The organism is Rhodoferax ferrireducens, from assembly GCF_003347515.1.
Classification (GTDB): Bacteria; Pseudomonadota; Gammaproteobacteria; order Burkholderiales; family Burkholderiaceae_C; genus Rhodoferax.
This window is the reverse complement of the sequence record NZ_QEII01000315.1, coordinates 236445-252209: the sequence shown is the minus strand read 5'-3', so window position 1 is coordinate 252209 and position 15765 is coordinate 236445. Positions and strand designations below refer to the sequence as shown.

At 61.8% G+C, this 15765-nt stretch carries 15 protein-coding genes and 1 riboswitch; of the genes, 9 read left to right on the top strand and 6 right to left on the bottom strand.

What is annotated here, in order from left to right; translation table 11 throughout:
• Nucleotides 1-21: 21 nt before the first annotated feature.
• The 7 genes from C5P05_RS28255 to C5P05_RS28225 all read left to right on the top strand — a co-directional run bounded on the left by C5P05_RS28255 (nucleotide 22) and on the right by C5P05_RS28225 (nucleotide 8337).
• A complete protein-coding gene (locus C5P05_RS28255; RefSeq protein ID WP_114973225.1) occupies nucleotides 22-1812 on the top strand; it encodes an NAD(P)H-dependent oxidoreductase subunit E in 1791 nt (596 codons plus the stop codon).
• Complete coding sequence (locus C5P05_RS28250) at nucleotides 1809-2543, top strand: 2Fe-2S iron-sulfur cluster-binding protein (RefSeq protein WP_232834690.1); 735 nt, start codon at nucleotides 1809-1811, stop codon at nucleotides 2541-2543. Before C5P05_RS28255 ends, C5P05_RS28250 begins: the two co-directional genes overlap by 4 nt.
• Nucleotides 2540-3118, top strand: a complete 579-nt coding sequence (locus C5P05_RS28245; RefSeq protein WP_232834689.1) for an NADP oxidoreductase — start codon at nucleotides 2540-2542, stop codon at nucleotides 3116-3118. The genes C5P05_RS28250 and C5P05_RS28245 overlap by 4 nt, the downstream gene beginning before the upstream one ends.
• Before the next feature lie 2 nt (nucleotides 3119-3120).
• A complete protein-coding gene (locus C5P05_RS28240; RefSeq protein WP_114973186.1) occupies nucleotides 3121-4638 on the top strand; it encodes a Ni/Fe hydrogenase subunit alpha in 1518 nt (505 codons plus the stop codon).
• Nucleotides 4635-5150, top strand: a complete 516-nt coding sequence (locus tag C5P05_RS28235; protein ID WP_232834688.1) for a hydrogenase maturation protease — start codon at nucleotides 4635-4637, stop codon at nucleotides 5148-5150. Before C5P05_RS28240 ends, C5P05_RS28235 begins: the two co-directional genes overlap by 4 nt.
• Before the next feature lie 29 nt (nucleotides 5151-5179).
• A riboswitch (TPP riboswitch) is annotated at nucleotides 5180-5279 on the top strand.
• A 106-nt stretch (nucleotides 5280-5385) separates the two neighbouring features.
• A complete protein-coding gene (gene thiC / locus C5P05_RS28230) occupies nucleotides 5386-7263 on the top strand; it encodes a phosphomethylpyrimidine synthase ThiC (RefSeq protein ID WP_114973185.1) in 1878 nt (625 codons plus the stop codon).
• 51 nt (nucleotides 7264-7314) lie between these two features.
• The gene (locus C5P05_RS28225) at nucleotides 7315-8337 is read left to right on the top strand and encodes an SPOR domain-containing protein (protein ID WP_198674892.1); all 1023 of its coding nucleotides are present in this window, start codon (nucleotides 7315-7317) and stop codon (nucleotides 8335-8337) included.
• A gap of 59 nt (nucleotides 8338-8396) precedes the next feature.
• On the opposite strand, the gene C5P05_RS28220 is transcribed toward C5P05_RS28225, so the two are convergent.
• Entirely contained in the window at nucleotides 8397-8942 is a 546-nt protein-coding gene (locus tag C5P05_RS28220; RefSeq protein WP_114973183.1) for a phasin family protein, read from the bottom strand.
• Nucleotides 8943-9223: 281 nt separating this feature from the next.
• Between C5P05_RS28220 and C5P05_RS28215 the strand changes: the two genes are divergently transcribed.
• On the top strand, nucleotides 9224-9901 hold the full coding sequence (locus tag C5P05_RS28215) for a hypothetical protein (protein ID WP_114973221.1): 678 nt from the start codon (nucleotides 9224-9226) through the stop codon (nucleotides 9899-9901).
• Between the two features lie 46 nt (nucleotides 9902-9947).
• Here C5P05_RS28215 and C5P05_RS28210 read toward each other — a convergent pair whose 3' ends face one another.
• The 5 genes from C5P05_RS28210 to argH all read right to left on the bottom strand — a co-directional run bounded on the left by C5P05_RS28210 (nucleotide 9948) and on the right by argH (nucleotide 14585).
• Nucleotides 9948-11600: a hypothetical protein gene (locus C5P05_RS28210; RefSeq protein WP_114973182.1), complete on the bottom strand. Its 1653-nt coding sequence runs from the start codon at nucleotides 11598-11600 to the stop codon at nucleotides 9948-9950.
• 21 nt (nucleotides 11601-11621) lie between these two features.
• A complete protein-coding gene (locus tag C5P05_RS28205) occupies nucleotides 11622-12167 on the bottom strand; it encodes a DUF1697 domain-containing protein (RefSeq protein WP_114973181.1) in 546 nt (181 codons plus the stop codon).
• Nucleotides 12164-12460, bottom strand: coding sequence for a cupin domain-containing protein (locus tag C5P05_RS28200; protein WP_114973180.1), 297 nt, complete (start codon nucleotides 12458-12460; stop codon nucleotides 12164-12166). Before C5P05_RS28200 ends, C5P05_RS28205 begins: the two co-directional genes overlap by 4 nt.
• Before the next feature lie 57 nt (nucleotides 12461-12517).
• Nucleotides 12518-12991 carry a GNAT family N-acetyltransferase gene (locus C5P05_RS28195; protein ID WP_114973179.1) on the bottom strand — a complete coding sequence of 158 codons (474 nt, stop codon included), beginning with the start codon at nucleotides 12989-12991 and terminating at the stop codon, nucleotides 12518-12520.
• Nucleotides 12992-13133: 142 nt separating this feature from the next.
• Entirely contained in the window at nucleotides 13134-14585 is a 1452-nt protein-coding gene (gene argH, locus C5P05_RS28190; RefSeq protein ID WP_114973178.1) for an argininosuccinate lyase, read from the bottom strand.
• Nucleotides 14586-14697: 112 nt separating this feature from the next.
• On the opposite strand from argH, the gene C5P05_RS28185 reads away from it, so the two are divergent.
• Complete coding sequence (locus C5P05_RS28185; RefSeq protein WP_114973177.1) at nucleotides 14698-15747, top strand: sensor histidine kinase; 1050 nt, start codon at nucleotides 14698-14700, stop codon at nucleotides 15745-15747.
• The last annotated feature ends 18 nt before the right edge of the window (nucleotides 15748-15765 follow it).

The following is a 15765-nucleotide window of genomic DNA, read 5'->3' as shown; positions in this document are numbered from 1 at the left end:
TTGTTAACCGAAAAGGTGAACATGAAGATCCAGCCAGATCCCTTGGACAGCGTACTTTCCCGCTACGGTCGCGATCCGCATAGCCTGGTGCAGATTCTGCGCGAGGTGCAAAATCTGAAGGGCTGGTTACCCCGTGAGCTGTTGGGCGTGATCGCCGATGAGCTGCACCTGACCCTGGCCCATGTGGAAGGCGTTGCCGGCTTCTACCGTTTTTTTCACACCCAACCAGTCGGCAGCTACCGCGTGCTGTTCAGCGACAACATCACCGACCGCATGCGCGGTAGCGAGGCGCTGTTACAAGACCTGTGCCACCGGCTTCATGTGACGCCCCATCAGATGCGTGCGGACGGTCGCGTCAGTGTCTCAACCACCTCCTGCACCGGGCTGTGTGAACAGGGTCCGGCCGCCCTCATCAACCATCAGCAGGTGGTGACCCGTTTGACGCCGGAGCGGATCGAACAGCTGGCGGCGCTGATCGAACAGCAGGTGCCGCCAGCCCAATGGCCCGCCGAGTGGTCGCGCGTGGATGACTCTGTTCGACTGGCCGATGTCAAGCTCGGGGCGCAGCCCGCGCCCGGCCAGGGGTTGGCGGCGGCGCTGGCACGCGGGCCGCTGGCCATGCTTGACGACATCAAGCATTCCAGATTGCGCGGCCGCGGCGGGGCAGGTTACGCCACCGGCACCAAATGGCAGCTGTGCCGCAACGCCACCGGTGACACACACTATGTTGTCTGCAATGCCGACGAAGGCGAACCCGGCACCTTCAAGGACCGCGTGCTGCTCAGCAGCTATGCCGACACCGTGCTGGAGGGCATGACCATCGCCGCCTATGTGGTGGGCGCCCGGCGCGGGCTGATGTACCTGCGCGGTGAATACAGCTACCTGCTGGGGCACCTGCAAGCGGTACTGCAGCGGCGGCGCCAGCAGGGGCTGCTGGGCACGTCGATTCTGGGTCAGCCGGGCTTTGACTTTGACGTCGAGATTCATGTCGGCGCCGGTGCCTACGTGTGTGGCGAAGAGTCGGCGCTGATCGAATCATTGGAGGGCAAACGCGGCACGCCACGCATCCGCCCGCCTTTTCCAGTGGAGAGCGGCTATCTGGGACAGCCCACGACCGTCAACAACGTCGAAACCTTTTGCGCCGTCACCCACATTGCCGTCCATGGGGCCGCTTGGTGGGCCGGCATCGGCACCGCCCAGTCAACCGGCACCAAAATCCACTCGGTCTCGGGCGATTGCGAACGCCCCGGCCTGTATGAGTACCCGTTTGGCACCCGCATCGGGCGCATTCTGGAAGACTGCGGCGCGCGTGACACGCAGGCGGTGCAGGTGGGCGGGCCGTCCGGGGTGTGCCTGTCGGCCTCGGAGTTTGGTCGGCGCATCGGCTTCGAGGACGTGCCTACCGCAGGCGCTTTCATGGTGTTTGACCGGTCGCGTGACATGTTCGAGGTGGCGCGCAACTTTGCCCATTTTTTTGCCCACGAGAGCTGCGGTTTTTGCACGCCGTGCCGGGTGGGCACCGAGCTGGTGGTGCGCCGTCTCGACAAACTCAATCGGGGCCACGGCTCCAGCGACGACGTGCAGGTGCTGTTTGAGCTGGACAAGCTGATGCACGGCACCACCCACTGCGGCCTGGGCGCCGCCGCCTGCAACCCGTTGCGCGACACCATCGCCAAGTTTCGCCCCGCCTACGAGCGGCATTTGACGTCCCTGCATTTCGTCCCCGGTTTTGACCTGGATGAGGAGGTCTCGCAGGCACGCCTGGCGACCGGACGCGACGATGTCCACGCCCATCTGGAGAATCTGCCGTGAGTATTGACCGTATTGATGCCCTGAGCCCGGGCACTTTTTCGCTCGACGGCCAGGAGGTCGAGTTTGGTCCCGGCGACACCATCCTGCAGGCCGCCACCAGCGCCGGGCACTATATTCCGCACCTGTGCTGGCATCCGGATTTTTCCGCCAACGGGTCGTGCCGGCTGTGCACGGTCAAGGTCAACGGGCGCAGCGGTGCCGCGTGCACCGTGCAGGCCAGTGCGGGGCAGAACGTCGAAAGCAACACCAGCGAGCTCAACGCCCAGCGCAAGACCTTGCTGCAAATGCTGTTCATCGAGGGCAACCACTTCTGCCCCTCGTGCGAAAAAAGCGGCAACTGCCTGCTCCAGGCCACCGCCTACGAGATGGGCATGGAAGGGCCGTACTTTGAAGAGTTTTATCCCGCGCGGCGGGTCGATGCCAGCCACCCTGATCTGCTGCTCGACCTCAATCGCTGCATTCTGTGCAGCTTGTGCGTGCGCGCCAGCGATGAGGTTGACGGCAAACACGTCTTTGCCGTCAACGGGCATGGCATTGACACCCATCTGGTGGTCAACAGCCCGAGCGGCCAACTGGCTGACAGCACCCTGCAGGCCCATGATCGCGCGGCCAATATCTGCCCGGTAGGCGCCATATTGCACAAGCGGGTCGGCTTTGCCACGCCCATCGGGCAGCGCCGCTTTGACATCAAGCCGGTGTCGCAGCAGCTTGAGGAGGAAGGCGCGCCATGATGACGAACAACAATGGCGTGGCGCCCCGGCACAGCCCGCGCAAGCTCAAGCTGGCCACGGTTTCGCTGGCCGGCTGTTTTGGATGCCACATGTCCTTTCTGGACATTGACGAGCGCCTGCTGCAACTGCTGGAGCTGGTCGAATTTGACCGCTCGCCGCTGACCGACATCAAGACCGTGGGCCGCTGCGATATCGGCCTGATCGAAGGCGGCCTGTGCAACACTGAGAACGTGCAGGTGCTGCGCGAGTTTCGCGCCCACTGCAAGACGCTGGTGGCGGTGGGCGCCTGCGCCATCACGGGCGGTCTGCCGGCCCAGCGCAACAACCTCGACCTCGGGCTGGTGCTGGCCAGTGTGTACGGCAGCCGGCCCGGCATGAGCGCGGGAAGCGCCATCCCCAACGACCCCGAGCTGCCCCTGATTCTGAACAAGGTTCACCCGATTCACGAGGTGGTGCATGTGGACTATTTCCTGCCCGGCTGCCCCCCCTCGGCGGACGCCTTCTGGCACTTTCTGAACGACCTCATGGCCGGGCGCACACCGCAGCTCGGCCATGGCTTGATGCGGTACGACTAGCCATGAACACACCCCTTGAAACCGCCGCCCCCGACGCCGTCGCCAAAGGCCTGCGCCGCGTCGTCATCGACCCCGTATCGCGGGTTGAAGGCCATGGCAAGGTCACGATTCTGCTGGACGCACAGCGGCGCGTGCAACAGGTCCGGCTGCACATCGTCGAGTTCCGGGGCTTCGAGAAATTCATCGAAGGCCGCCCCTACTGGGAAGTGCCGGTCATGGTGCAGCGCCTGTGCGGCATCTGCCCGGTATCCCACCATCTGGCGGCCTCCAAGGCGATGGACCTGATCGTGGGCGCCGCGCCCGTGACGCCCTCGGCCAACAAGATACGGCGGCTGATGCACTACGGGCAGATACTGCAGTCGCACGCCTTGCACTTTTTCCATCTCTCGTCGCCCGACCTGCTGTTTGGCTTTGACTCCGAGGTGAACCGGCGCAACATCGTGGGGGTGGTGCAGGCGCACCCCGAGATCGCCACCAAAGGGGTGATGCTGCGCAAGTTCGGTCAGGAGGTGATTCGCGTCACCGCCGGCAAGCGGGTGCATGGCACCGGCTCGGTGCCCGGCGGCATCAACAAGCATGTGAGTCAGGAAGACCGCGCCATGCTGCAGCGCGACGTGGCACAAATGACGCTCTGGGCGCAAGACGCCCTCACCATCGTCAAACAACTGCACGCGCAAAACCCGGCGCTGTACGACAGCTTCGGCAGCTTTCGTTCCAACATGCTCTCGCTGGTGCGCGCCGACGGGGCGATGGACTTGTACGACGGTGTGATCCGGGCCCGCGACGGGGCGGGCCACATCATCCTGGACGGCGCCAGTGACCAGAGTTACCTTGACCTGATTGAAGAATCCGTCAAGCCCTGGACCTACATGAAGTTCCCCTTTCTCAAGAGCCTCGGACCCGAGTTGGGCTGGTACCGGGTCGGGCCGCTGGCGCGGATGCAAAACTGCGATTTCATCCCCAGCCCGCTGGCGGAAGCTGAGCGCCGTGAGTTCATCGCCTGGGGTAAGGGCGAGCCGGTCCGGGCGACGCTGGCCTACCACTGGGCGCGCATGATCGAGATGCTGCACAGCGTTGAGGTGATCAAGGACTTGCTGGATGACCCCGACATTCTGTCCGGCGACCTGATGGCCAGCGGACCGCGCCGGCACTCCGGTGTGGGGGTGATTGAAGCCCCGCGCGGCACGCTGATTCACCACTACGAGGTCGGCGACGATGACCTGGTTACCCGGTGCAATCTCATCGTTTCGACCACCCACAACAACCAGGCGATGAATGAGTCGGTGCGCTCGGTGGCGCGCGAGTACCTGGATGGGCGCGAGTTGACCGAAGGCCTGCTCAACCACATCGAGGTGGCGATTCGTGCCTACGATCCCTGCCTGTCCTGCGCGACGCATGCGCTGGGCCAAATGCCGCTGGACGTGTCGCTGGTCGGGCCGGACGGCGAGTTGATCGACCGGGTGATCAAATCCCAAAGCGGTGACCTGCAACGCGACCTGACTTCGGCAACAAGTTTGTGACGCAAGGCCCCGTTTGTGTGCCGCCCCTGTTGGTGTTTGGCTGGGGCAACCTGAGTCGGGGCGACGACGCGCTCGGGCCTTTGTGCGTTGAGTATTTGCGCACGGCGATGGCATCCAGCGCGGCGGTGGAGTGCCTGGAGGACTACCAGTTGCAGATTGAGCATGCGCTTGACCTGGTGGGCCGCCAGCGTGTGCTGTTCATTGATGCCAGCCTGACGTGTCAGGCCCCGTTCGAGGTGACGCTGTTGCAAGCCAGGCAGGACGAGAGCTTCACCACGCATGCCATGTCACCCCAGGCGGTGATGCAGGTGTTTCGCAAACTGCAAGGCGAGGAGCCGCCGCCTTGCACGCTCTTGGCAATTCGCGGCGAACGCTTTGAGCTCGGCGAGCCACCCAGTCCCCGCGCTTTGATCCATCTGGCGGCCGCCCGGCAATGGGCACACGCCTGGCTGAACGAACCGTCAGCTCTCCCTTTGAGCCAAGTCAACGCGGCCGGGTCCGGAGCCTGCTAATCCCTGATTAGCCTGAATCGCGTAAACTCTGCCGTGCCCGGGGTGCGCTATGGATGCGCTGAGATGGTCGACCAAACCCGCGAACTTGATCCGGTTCATACCGGCGGAAGAAGAGCCAGACTTGCAGTCCCATGCCCCGTTTCGGGTCAACCCGGGTTTCGTGCCGTCCTCCCTGTTCGCGTGATTGACTGACTGTTCTCCGGAGCACCTTGCCACACCTTCAGGAGACCCCGCGATGAACGCCCCCGATAAATTTGTTGAACTCATGCGCCTCACGCGCGAGCCCCTGCCGGCCTCGCGCAAGATCTATGTGCCCGGCTCGCAAGCCAACATTCAGGTGCCGATGCGTGAAATCATGCAGAGCAACGGCGAGGCCGTGGTGGTGTACGACACCTCCGGTCCGTACACCGATCCGAACGCCACGATTGATGTGCGCCAGGGTTTGCCTTCGGTGCGCAGCCCCTGGATCGAGGCGCGTGGCGACACCGAGTCTTACACCGGCCGTACCCCGTTTGCGCTCGACGATGGCTTGAAAAATGGCGAGACAGAGACACTGGCTTCCCTGCGCGCGCAGGCCGCAGATCTGCAACGCACGCCGCGCCGCGCGAAAGCGGGCGCTAACGTCTCGCAAATGCACTACGCCCGCAAAGGCATCATCACCCCCGAGATGGAATACGTGGCGATCCGCGAAAACCAGAAGCTGGCGTGGATGGAGCAGTACCTGGGCAACGCCGAGCGCGAAGCGCGTCTGGCCGGCAACAGTTTTGGTGCCAGCATCCCGAAGATCATGACGCCCGAGTTTGTGCGTGACGAAGTGGCCCGTGGCCGCGCCATCATCCCGGCCAACATCAACCACCCCGAAGTGGAGCCGATGGCGATTGGCCGCAACTTTCTGGTCAAGATCAACGCCAACATTGGTAACTCGGCGGTAACTTCCAGCATTGAAGAAGAGGTGGAGAAACTGGTGTGGTCGATGCGCTGGGGCGCCGACACCGTGATGGACCTGTCCACCGGCCGCAACATCCACACCACGCGCGACTGGATTCTGCGCAACTCGCCGGTGCCGATTGGCACCGTGCCGATCTACCAGGCGCTGGAAAAAGTCGGCGGCGTGGCCGAAGACCTGACCTGGGAAATCTTCCGCGACACGCTGGTCGAGCAAGCCGAGCAGGGCGTCGATTATTTCACCGTGCATGCGGGCGTGCGTCTGGCCTTCATCCACCTGACCGCCAACCGGATGACCGGCATCGTGTCGCGCGGCGGCTCGATCATGGCCAAGTGGTGCATCGCCCACCACAAAGAGAATTTCATCTACAGCCACTTCGATGAAATGACCGAAATCCTGAAGGCCTACGACGTCAGTTATTCGCTGGGCGATGGCCTGCGCCCCGGCTCCGGTGCCGACGCCAACGACGAAGCGCAGTTTGCCGAACTGCGCACGCTGGGGGAGCTCACGCAGCAAGCCTGGCAACAGGATGTGCAGGTGATGATCGAGGGCCCCGGCCATGTGCCGATGCATATGGTGCAGGCCAACATGACCGAGCAGCTCAAGCATTGCCACGAGGCACCGTTCTATACGCTGGGACCATTGACAACAGACATCGCGCCGGGCTACGACCACATCACCAGCGGCATTGGCGCCGCCATGATCGGCTGGTTCGGTACCGCCATGCTGTGTTACGTGACACCGAAGGAACACCTGGGCTTGCCGGGCCGCGACGACGTCAAAGTCGGCATCATCACCTACAAGATCGCGGCCCATGTGGCCGACGTGGCCAAGGGTCATCCCGGCGTGCGGGCGCGCGATGACGCCTTGTCCAAGGCGCGCTTCGAATTCCGCTGGATGGACCAGTTCAACCTGTCGCTTGACCCGGACACGGCGCGCAACTTCCACGATGAGACCCTGCCCAAGGACTCGTCGAAGGTGGCGCATTTCTGTTCCATGTGCGGCCCCAAGTTCTGTTCGATGAAGATTTCGCAAGAGGTGCGCGAGTACGCCAAGATCAAAGGCGTGAGCGACGAGCAGGCGCTTCAGTCGGGCATGGACAGCATGTCGGAGGAGTTCAAAAAGGCCGGCGGGGAAATCTACATTCCCATCAACAAGGCGGTCTGACGACAGGTGGTGGCGGTGTAAAGCAAGCGCCGCCACATGCCAAAATCAGGCATGTCCGTTCCCACCGCTGCCGCAATGCCTGACGCCACTTCTCTCGATAGCTCGGAGGAGAGTGCGATCACCGTCCTGTACCGCGCGGCTGTGGGTTCGGTGAACGCGGACTATTACCTGCCGGTCTTCACGCGCTTTGAAGCGGCTGACCGGGCCAGTCTGAGCTGGAATTGGGCTGCCAGTCTCTACACCCTGAACTGGATGGCTTTTCGACAACTGTGGGGGGCCGCACTGATCTATGCCAGCGCCATGCTCGGCACGGCCATCCTGGTGTTTGTTATGGGTAGCTTGCTGTTTCGGTTGTCGGAAACGGTGGTGCTGAGCCTGCTGCTGGCGTTGGGTGTCCTGAGCTTTGTGCTCCCCGGTGTTTACGGGAATGCGTTTTTGTACGCACAGGCCCGTAAAAGAATGGCGCGCGCACTGTCCGCCAGTCCTACGCTGGCACAGGCCGCTGCGATGCTGAACCGTCAGGCCAGTTCGCGGCGCCAGTTCGTCCGGCTGGGTCTGGTTAACGTGCTTTTGGCGGCTGCTGCCGTGGCGGTCTACTTTGCTTTTTTTGACGGCGGGAAGTCATCGCCTGTTAGCCCCCCAGTGGCCGAGGTGCGAAACTTTGCACAGGGGCGTGCCACCGATCTCACTCCGATACCGGGAGCTGTGCCCGTGTCCATTCCCATTAGTGTTTCTGCGTCCGCGCCTGTGCCTGTAGCCTCCGCACCCCTGGCGGCGCCGGTGCTGCCGACATCAACACCCCAATTAATGCTTCCACCCGTTTCAGCATCGGTGCCCACAACGGCGAAACATTTCTATGTCAACGTAGGTTTGTTTTCTGAGGAATCGAATGCGCGCAAGGCGTTCACCAAATTGCAGGATGCGGGTCTGGCCGCTTTCTCACAAGAACTGGAGACCCGCCAAGGCAAGCGCATTCGGGTTCGGGTCGGCCCATTCGAGGCCAAGTCAGACGCCCATGCAGCGGCTGCGAAAATCCACGCTCTCAGGCTTGAGGCCGTCGTTTTCAGTCAATAGAAACACAAACGGCACCCGAAGGTGCCGTTTGTGGGTCACTGCCCGGAGGCAGTTGGCAATTAAGCTACTTTGGTAGCTTTCTTGACTGCGTCAGCGGCTTGCGTGGCCGTTGCGGTGAAGTTGGATTGCGCTGTTTCCAGAGCCTTTTTGGCTTGCGTTTGAGCGGACTCAAATGCATTTTGACCAGCGGTCAATGCGTTCTTGAAAGCGGCGACAGCGGATTCGCTGCCAGCGGGTGCGTTCTTGGTCAGGTTTTCCAGCACGCCGCCAAATGCTTTTTGTGCTTCGGCTGTCTTGGCTTCGACGGCTTTGGTGAATTCTGCGCTGCTGTCGGTAACAATCGTCTGGACATGCTGAGCATAGGCTGCTGATTTTTCGGTCAGAGGCTTGACCAAGCCAGACTGCAGAGCCACCAGATCCTTAGCATCTTTGACAGCCAGAACGGCTTGGACATGGCTGAAGGACTCACCCAAGGCAGCCTTGGAGGCAGCCATGTTCAGTTCGACCAGCTTTTCGACGCCAGCAAAAGCCTGGGTCGTGAAACCTTCCAGGGCTTGCAGGTTGGCTTTGTTCGTTGCGATGAATTGTTCGGCGGTGTTGTTCATTTCGGTTTCCTTGATTGATGGGGCTAATCGGGTGCCTGCTCAGAGAAAGCCGCGTCCCGCTATTTATGCTGCAGTGCAACATGTAGTGAATTATAGGGACAACTCGGCGGTAGGGAAGCTTTTTTGTTGCATTGCAGCAATTATTAGAGGTGTTGGCCTAGCCAGACGGACGCATAGGGCCAGCGGCTTGTTGTCCGACAGACCGATGTTCACCGGGTTCCTAGAATGAAAGCGTAGTGAATGTCCGCTACCTCGCTACCTATTCGCAGGAGTATTCCCTCATGTCATTCAAACAAACTGTTCTCGCTCTGGCTGCGGGCAGCGCGCTGCTTTTGACCGGGATGCCGGCTTTCTCCCTGACCGGAGAAATTGGCACAACGACAACCGTCAGCACATCCAGTGCACCGGCAACCAAGCTGGCGGCTCAGTACAGCACACTGGCCGGGTCGACAAGCAATGCCGACGCGCTGGTCGTCGGACTGCGCGATGGCACGGAGGTCACGCTGGTCGGTAGCGCCGCGACGCCTTCGGCCTCATTCATGCCAGCGACCGGCAAGCTCGCGTACGGCAACATCAATATTGCCTTGTCCCTGGCCAAGGCCGATTTGGCGAAGCAGGGCATCACCGATCCCACGCCCTCGCAACTTGCTGCGGCTTTGAACGGTGGTGTGGTGACCACTGCAACAGGCCCGGTGACGATGTCGGGCGTTCTGGCGCAACGGCAAGCCGGGCTGGGCTGGGGGCAGATCGCAAACGCTATGGGCGTCAAACTGGGTTCGCTGGTGAGCGCCTCCAAAACGGACAAGGCGGGTCCGAAGGCCGAGCGGGTCGCCAAGGCTGACGCCGCAGCAAAGGCCAGCCAGGCCCACGCCAACAGCGGTAAAGGTGGTGCTGGTGGAAATAGTGGCGGTGGTGGTGGAAACGGCGGCGGAAATAGCGGTGGCGGAGGGCACAAGTAAACGACAAGGCAGCGACAAGGCAATTGCCTGGGACTGCATGCATTCCTCAGTCCCCCGTGCGCCGCCAGACCAGTCCCAGTGCCTTGAATTTCTGCCAGGCGTTGGCGCGTTCGTCCGAGAGCACGTCCAGAAAGTCCGACAAGCGTTTTGACTTGACCATGGTGTAAATGGTCAGCGTGGTGGTCAGCACAAACACGATGACGAAGATCCACAGCTTGCGGCCCATCGGGGCCTCGGCCTCGGCCAGCAGATTCATGCCCAGGAAACCCGTGGTCACCGTGCCGATCAGGCCAAAGATGGTCACCACCGTCAATCGCACGACGGTGTTGGCCTGACGGCGCAGGCTGTCAGCGTCCAGATACTGGTTCATTTCGGCAATACGCTCCTTGACCTCCGTGTACAAGGGGTCCAGGCCGAGATGGTTGGCGCACATGTGAAACAGGGCGCGCACCTGGGCCTGTTCGGACACTTCATGGAACCAGTAGCGGTGCGTGAAGCGCAGAAAGCCGGCAAAGCTGTCGCGTATCGTGCGTTTGAATCGACGCACGCTGCCGGCGTCGGCAATGTCCAGATCTTTCAGGGCTTCGGCCAGCCGGTCCGAGAACATCAGCAGTGCCGCTTTCTGGAAATGCGCAATCAGGAACAGCAGGAAATGCTGGTGCCGGAACTGCGCCAGCACCCCCCGGTCACGACAGACATAAAACGGGCTGTTTGCATCACCGAGCACCAGCAGCGAATGGCCGCTGCACAAATAACGCGTGTTGGGCGCGGCACCACTGTTGCTCCAAAAACGGTCATAGCAATAGCGCTTTTCGAAGTCGGCCAGGTGCTCTTCGGCATAGGGCAGGCTGGCCTCGTCGCTTGACGCGGCCGCCCCGGTCACCAGACCGAGGCGGATGAAGTCGCTGCGGCTCAGCGCGCGCGGGTTGTCCAGCGCCAGAAAGGCCAGTTGCGGCATGCGGTAATACTCGATCTGGCGATAGCGCAGGGTCCCGCTCCGCTCGGAATGGTCGCTCACCAGAGGCTCCAGCAGCCAGGCCCAGTGGGCGGCGATGCGCGGGGCGCGGCGGCTGCTGACATGGGCCATGAAGACGTCACGCTGGTTGGCATCGGATTCGGCCAGTACCTGCCCGGTCGCGTCCAGCCACTCGGCGCTGTACAGGCAGTGCTGCGCATGGCCATCCGCATCCCAGCCGGCAGGATAGCCGCGGCCAAAGCGGTACAGCAGTTCCTGCGCCTGGGCCAGCGTCAGGTCGCGGGCGCTGACCTCGACATTGAGCAGCACCAGATCCAGATCGAGAAAAAAATAAAGGTCCACATGGACGATGTCGAGCGTGATCGGCGGCGCGCCGGGACGCAGCACCGCCCGCACGGCGCTGACGTCACTGCGCCTGAACACCCGCATCGGCGAACCCGCCGCAGTGCCGCCTTTTTGACTGCGTCCTTCGCCGTACAGGAAGCGCTGCACATAGGGCAAAAAAGTCACAAATTCGTTGTAGTGGCGTTCGTGAAAACGACCGCTGTCGCCGGTGAATTCGTCCACCACTTCGCGCCAGGGTGAGGCCTCACCCATGTCCGCCAGCAGCTGCCAGGGTTTGGCGTGCTGGCCCTCGGAACCCCGCACCGGCATCAGGCGCAAGGGCCATAGCAAGACCTGGCGAAACTCCCGCACGCTGGCGGAATTGGATTCAGCTGACATTGGGGCGGCCTTTCATCTGGATCACGGTACCGTGCAAAGCGCTTGCAGCGCGAGCACCGTGCGCCAGTTTCTGGTGGTGGCAGGGACGCCGAGCGCGCGCTCGAAAAAGCTGTTGTTCAATTTTGTCCTGCCGTACCCGTGCGGACAGTGCAGCAGGATGGCACTCTCAACGAGGACCGCACGCTCACCCTCGACCGCGGGCAGCTTGAGCGCCTTGAAGGCAGCCGGTGAAACTGGCTCAAACAGAAAGGTGCAGTGAAACAGCGTCTCTTCACCGCCCGATTTCGGCCACAAGGGATTCGAGTGGGCGATGAGCACCAGGTCTTGGGCCGAGAGCAGAAGAACCGGAACCTCATGCCCGAAATCCTGCGTGATGTTTGTTTTGATTTTGGCGGCCAGCGTGGCCACATCGCTCTGGTCGGTGCGGAAAACGAGATTTCCGCTTTGCAAATAAGCTTGAACGTCCCGAAAGCCCAGGCGTGAAACGCTGTCACGCAACGCTGGCATGCGGATGGGGTTCTTCCCCGAGACATTGATGCCGCGCAGGAGTGCGACGTAGGTGGTCATTGATCAATGATGACCAGTGTGCCGTGGCTGCCACTCGCGACGGCATGGGCTTGGCCTGCCGGCACAAGGAAGAGTTCACCGGCATTGACGCTGACGACTTGACCGGCAAAGTCGAGGTTCATCAGTCCATCAATGACAAGAAGCGCTTCGTCGAACTCATGGACTTCGTTTGGATAGACCGCGCCATCCATGCGCAGCACTTTGATGTTTGCGCCCGCAGCCTTCCCGACGATGGATGATTGCCAGGCCGCTGGAAGTCGATCAGCCAGTTCTCCAAGATTTGTTCTTTTCATGGGTTATCGACTTAGTGGATGTGTTTTTATGCTGATTTTTGCATTCGCGCTATGGCATCAGTGAGCCGCTATCGTTTTCGCCATGGGTTGGCCTTCCATACCGAACGCGACGATGGCGGGTGCTGACAACGAAAAACCATTGCGACCATAGAACGCTTGGGCGGTGCGAGTACTTTCCAACCGCAAGCTGGTGAAACCTGCCTGTGTTGCGTGGGCCTCCATGGCGTGAAGCATTGACTTGCCGGCGCCCGTGAAACGAACTTCAGGAATAAGGTAGCAGAGCATGACTTCGTCACGTAACGACATTGCGAACCCCACAACGACGCCTTCGGCCTCAGCTACCACTGAAAACGCGTCTTGCTGGTTGAGCCATGCTCGAACATTCGCGGGTGTCTTGTTGTGGAGCCATGCTTGCACCAAAGCCGGATCGTTGTGGTGATCGGCGGCGCAACATTCGGAGATGGAGCGGTGAACCACCTCACATGCGGCGTCGGCGTCTTCGGGCGTGGCAATGCGGATACGGGTAGTCATGTGGCGGCTCAAGTCATGTCGATCCGGGCTGGGTTAGGGCTGTTTATAAGCTATTTTGGCCTCCAGCCCTCGTGCTCTCTGCGCAAGTAGCTATTTAATTAATAGTAGTTAAAGTGTTCTCCAATGGCTCCAGCCAAGCGCCTCAGCCCAGCCGCTTCAAATGTCGCGCAATCTGCGTGCGCACCTGATTTGGCGCCGTACCGCCCAGGATGTCGCGTGCATTGAGCGAGCCGCGCAAGGACAGCACCTCGTACACGTCTTTTTCAATGTTCGGGTTGAACTGCTGCAACACGGCCAGCGGCAATTCCGACAGATCGACCTGATGCGAGATGGCGGCTTTCACGGCGTGCGCCACCGTCTCGTGCGCGTCACGGAAGGGCAGGCCTTTCTTCACCAGGTAGTCCGCCAGATCGGTGGCGGTGGCGTAGCCTTTGAGGGCGGCGCGTTCCATGGCTTCGGGTTTGACGTTGATGCCGCCTTCCTTGACGCCGGTGGCCGGGTTGAGCTGGCCGCCGACCATCTCGGCGAAGATGCGCAAGGTGTCCTTGAGCGTGTCCACCGTGTCGAACAGCGGCTCCTTGTCTTCCTGGTTGTCCTTGTTGTAGGCCAGCGGCTGGCCCTTCATCAGGGTGATCAGGCCCATCAGATGGCCGACCACGCGGCCGGTCTTGCCGCGCGCCAGCTCGGGCACGTCGGGGTTTTTCTTCTGCGGCATGATGGAACTGCCGGTGGTGAAACGGTCGGCGATCTGGATGAAGCCGAAGTTCTGGCTCATCCACAAAATCAGTTCTTCGCTGAAGCGGCTGATGTGCACCATGCACAACGAGGCGGCGGCGGTGAATTCGATGGCGAAGTCGCGGTCGCTCACCGCGTCCAGCGAGTTCTGGCAGACCTGGGGATGGCCTTTGTCATCGACCATGCCCAGCGTTTTGGCGACCCGTTCGCGGTCCAGCGGGTAGCTGGTGCCTGCCAGCGCGGCGGCGCCCAGCGGCAGGCGGTTGGTGCGGCGGCGCACCTCGCCCATGCGCTCGGCGTCGCGGCTGAACATTTCGACATAGGCCAGCATGTGGTGGCCAAAGCTGATGGGTTGCGCCACCTGCAGATGGGTAAAGCCGGGCAGGATGACTTCGACATTTTTCTCGGCCACTTCGATCAGTGCTTTTTGCAGGTCGGTCAGCAGACCGCTGATCAGGTCAATCTCGCCGCGCAGCCACAGGCGTACGTCGGTGGCGACCTGGTCGTTGCGCGAGCGGCCGGTGTGCAGGCGTTTGCCGGCAATGCCGACCAGCTGCGTCAGGCGGGCTTCGATGTTGAGGTGCACGTCTTCCAGATCAAGCTTCCACTCGAAGGCGCCGGATTCGATCTCGGCGGCAATCGTGGCCATGCCGGTCTGTATTGCGCTGTGGTCCTCGCCCGTGATGATTCTCTGCGCCGCCAGCATTTCGGCATGGGCCAGGGAGCCTGCGATGTCGGCCTGCCACAGCCGCTTGTCAAAAAACACGCTGGAGGTGTAGCGCTTGACCAGATCGCTCATGGGCTCGGAGAAGAGGGCAGACCAGGCTTCTGATTTTTTGTCGAATTGGTTGTGTGGCATGGAAATAGGTGTCGGCTTACGAAGGCCGGGCCAAGAGTTGGGGGTTGGGGTAACGGATCATCAATAATCGGGCCTGAATCGAACCTAAGTCGAATATGAGCCCCACTGTTGAATGAAAGACTCCCAAATTTTATCGGGCTTCCAGGAACTGGCGCCCAATCCGCCTGATTCACCCGTGTCGGCGCCACCCGCACGCGTGCTGGTGTTCGACGCCTGCCAGGTGGGCGTGGTGTTGCGGGCGGTGCTGTTTGTCGAACTGGTGGTGGCGGTCGGTGCCATGTTTGGCGCATCCACCTTCTTTGACTGGTTGACCCGCCTGTCCCTGCTCACCGGGGGCGCTCTGCCCGCCACGCTGGTGTGGCTGATCTCGGCCTGCAGCCTCAAAAAGGTGTTGGCGCGGCTGAACTCGGTCGCCCAGCAGGCGGCGGGCGTGGCCCTGGGCGCCGTTGCGGGCCTGTATGGCTGCGGCGTGTTGTCCATGGTGGGCTTGTTGGAGCCGTCGCCCTGGCTGGCCAGTGCTTTCAGTGGCGCCTTGTTGTCAGCAGCGCTGGTCGCCGCGCTGGTGTTGCGGGCCAAGGGCAAAACGCCGGCGGCCACGGCGGCGCGTCTGAGTGAGCTGCAAGCGCGCATTCGCCCGCATTTTTTGTTCAACACGCTCAACAGCGCCATCGCCCTGGTGCGCGCCGAGCCCGCCAAGGCCGAGGCGCTGCTGGAAGATTTGAGTGATCTGTTTCGCCATGCGCTGATGGAGCAGGGCGAGTCTGTCACTCTGGCCGAGGAAATTGCCCTGGCGCAGCGCTATCTGGCGATTGAGGCGGTGCGGTTTGGCGATCGCATCCAGGTGGAGTGGGCGTTGGACCCGAATGCTGCGGTGGCCAGACTGCCGCCCCTGCTGTTGCAGCCGCTGGTGGAAAACGCGGTCCGGCATGGGGTGGAGCCGAGTGCTGACGGTGCGCAAATCAGGATCTCCACGCAACGGCGAGGATCGACTGTCCTCATCAAGGTCACCAACACCGTGCCGGCGGGCCATGGCGAGCGCGGGAATGGGCTGGCGCTGATGAACGTGCGGGACCGGCTGAACCTGCTGCACGATGTGCAGGGCCAGTTCCAGAGTGGCCTCAAGGACGGGGTTTTTCAGGTCCGCATCCAGGTGCCGGCGTGAACATCGAAAAAATAATCA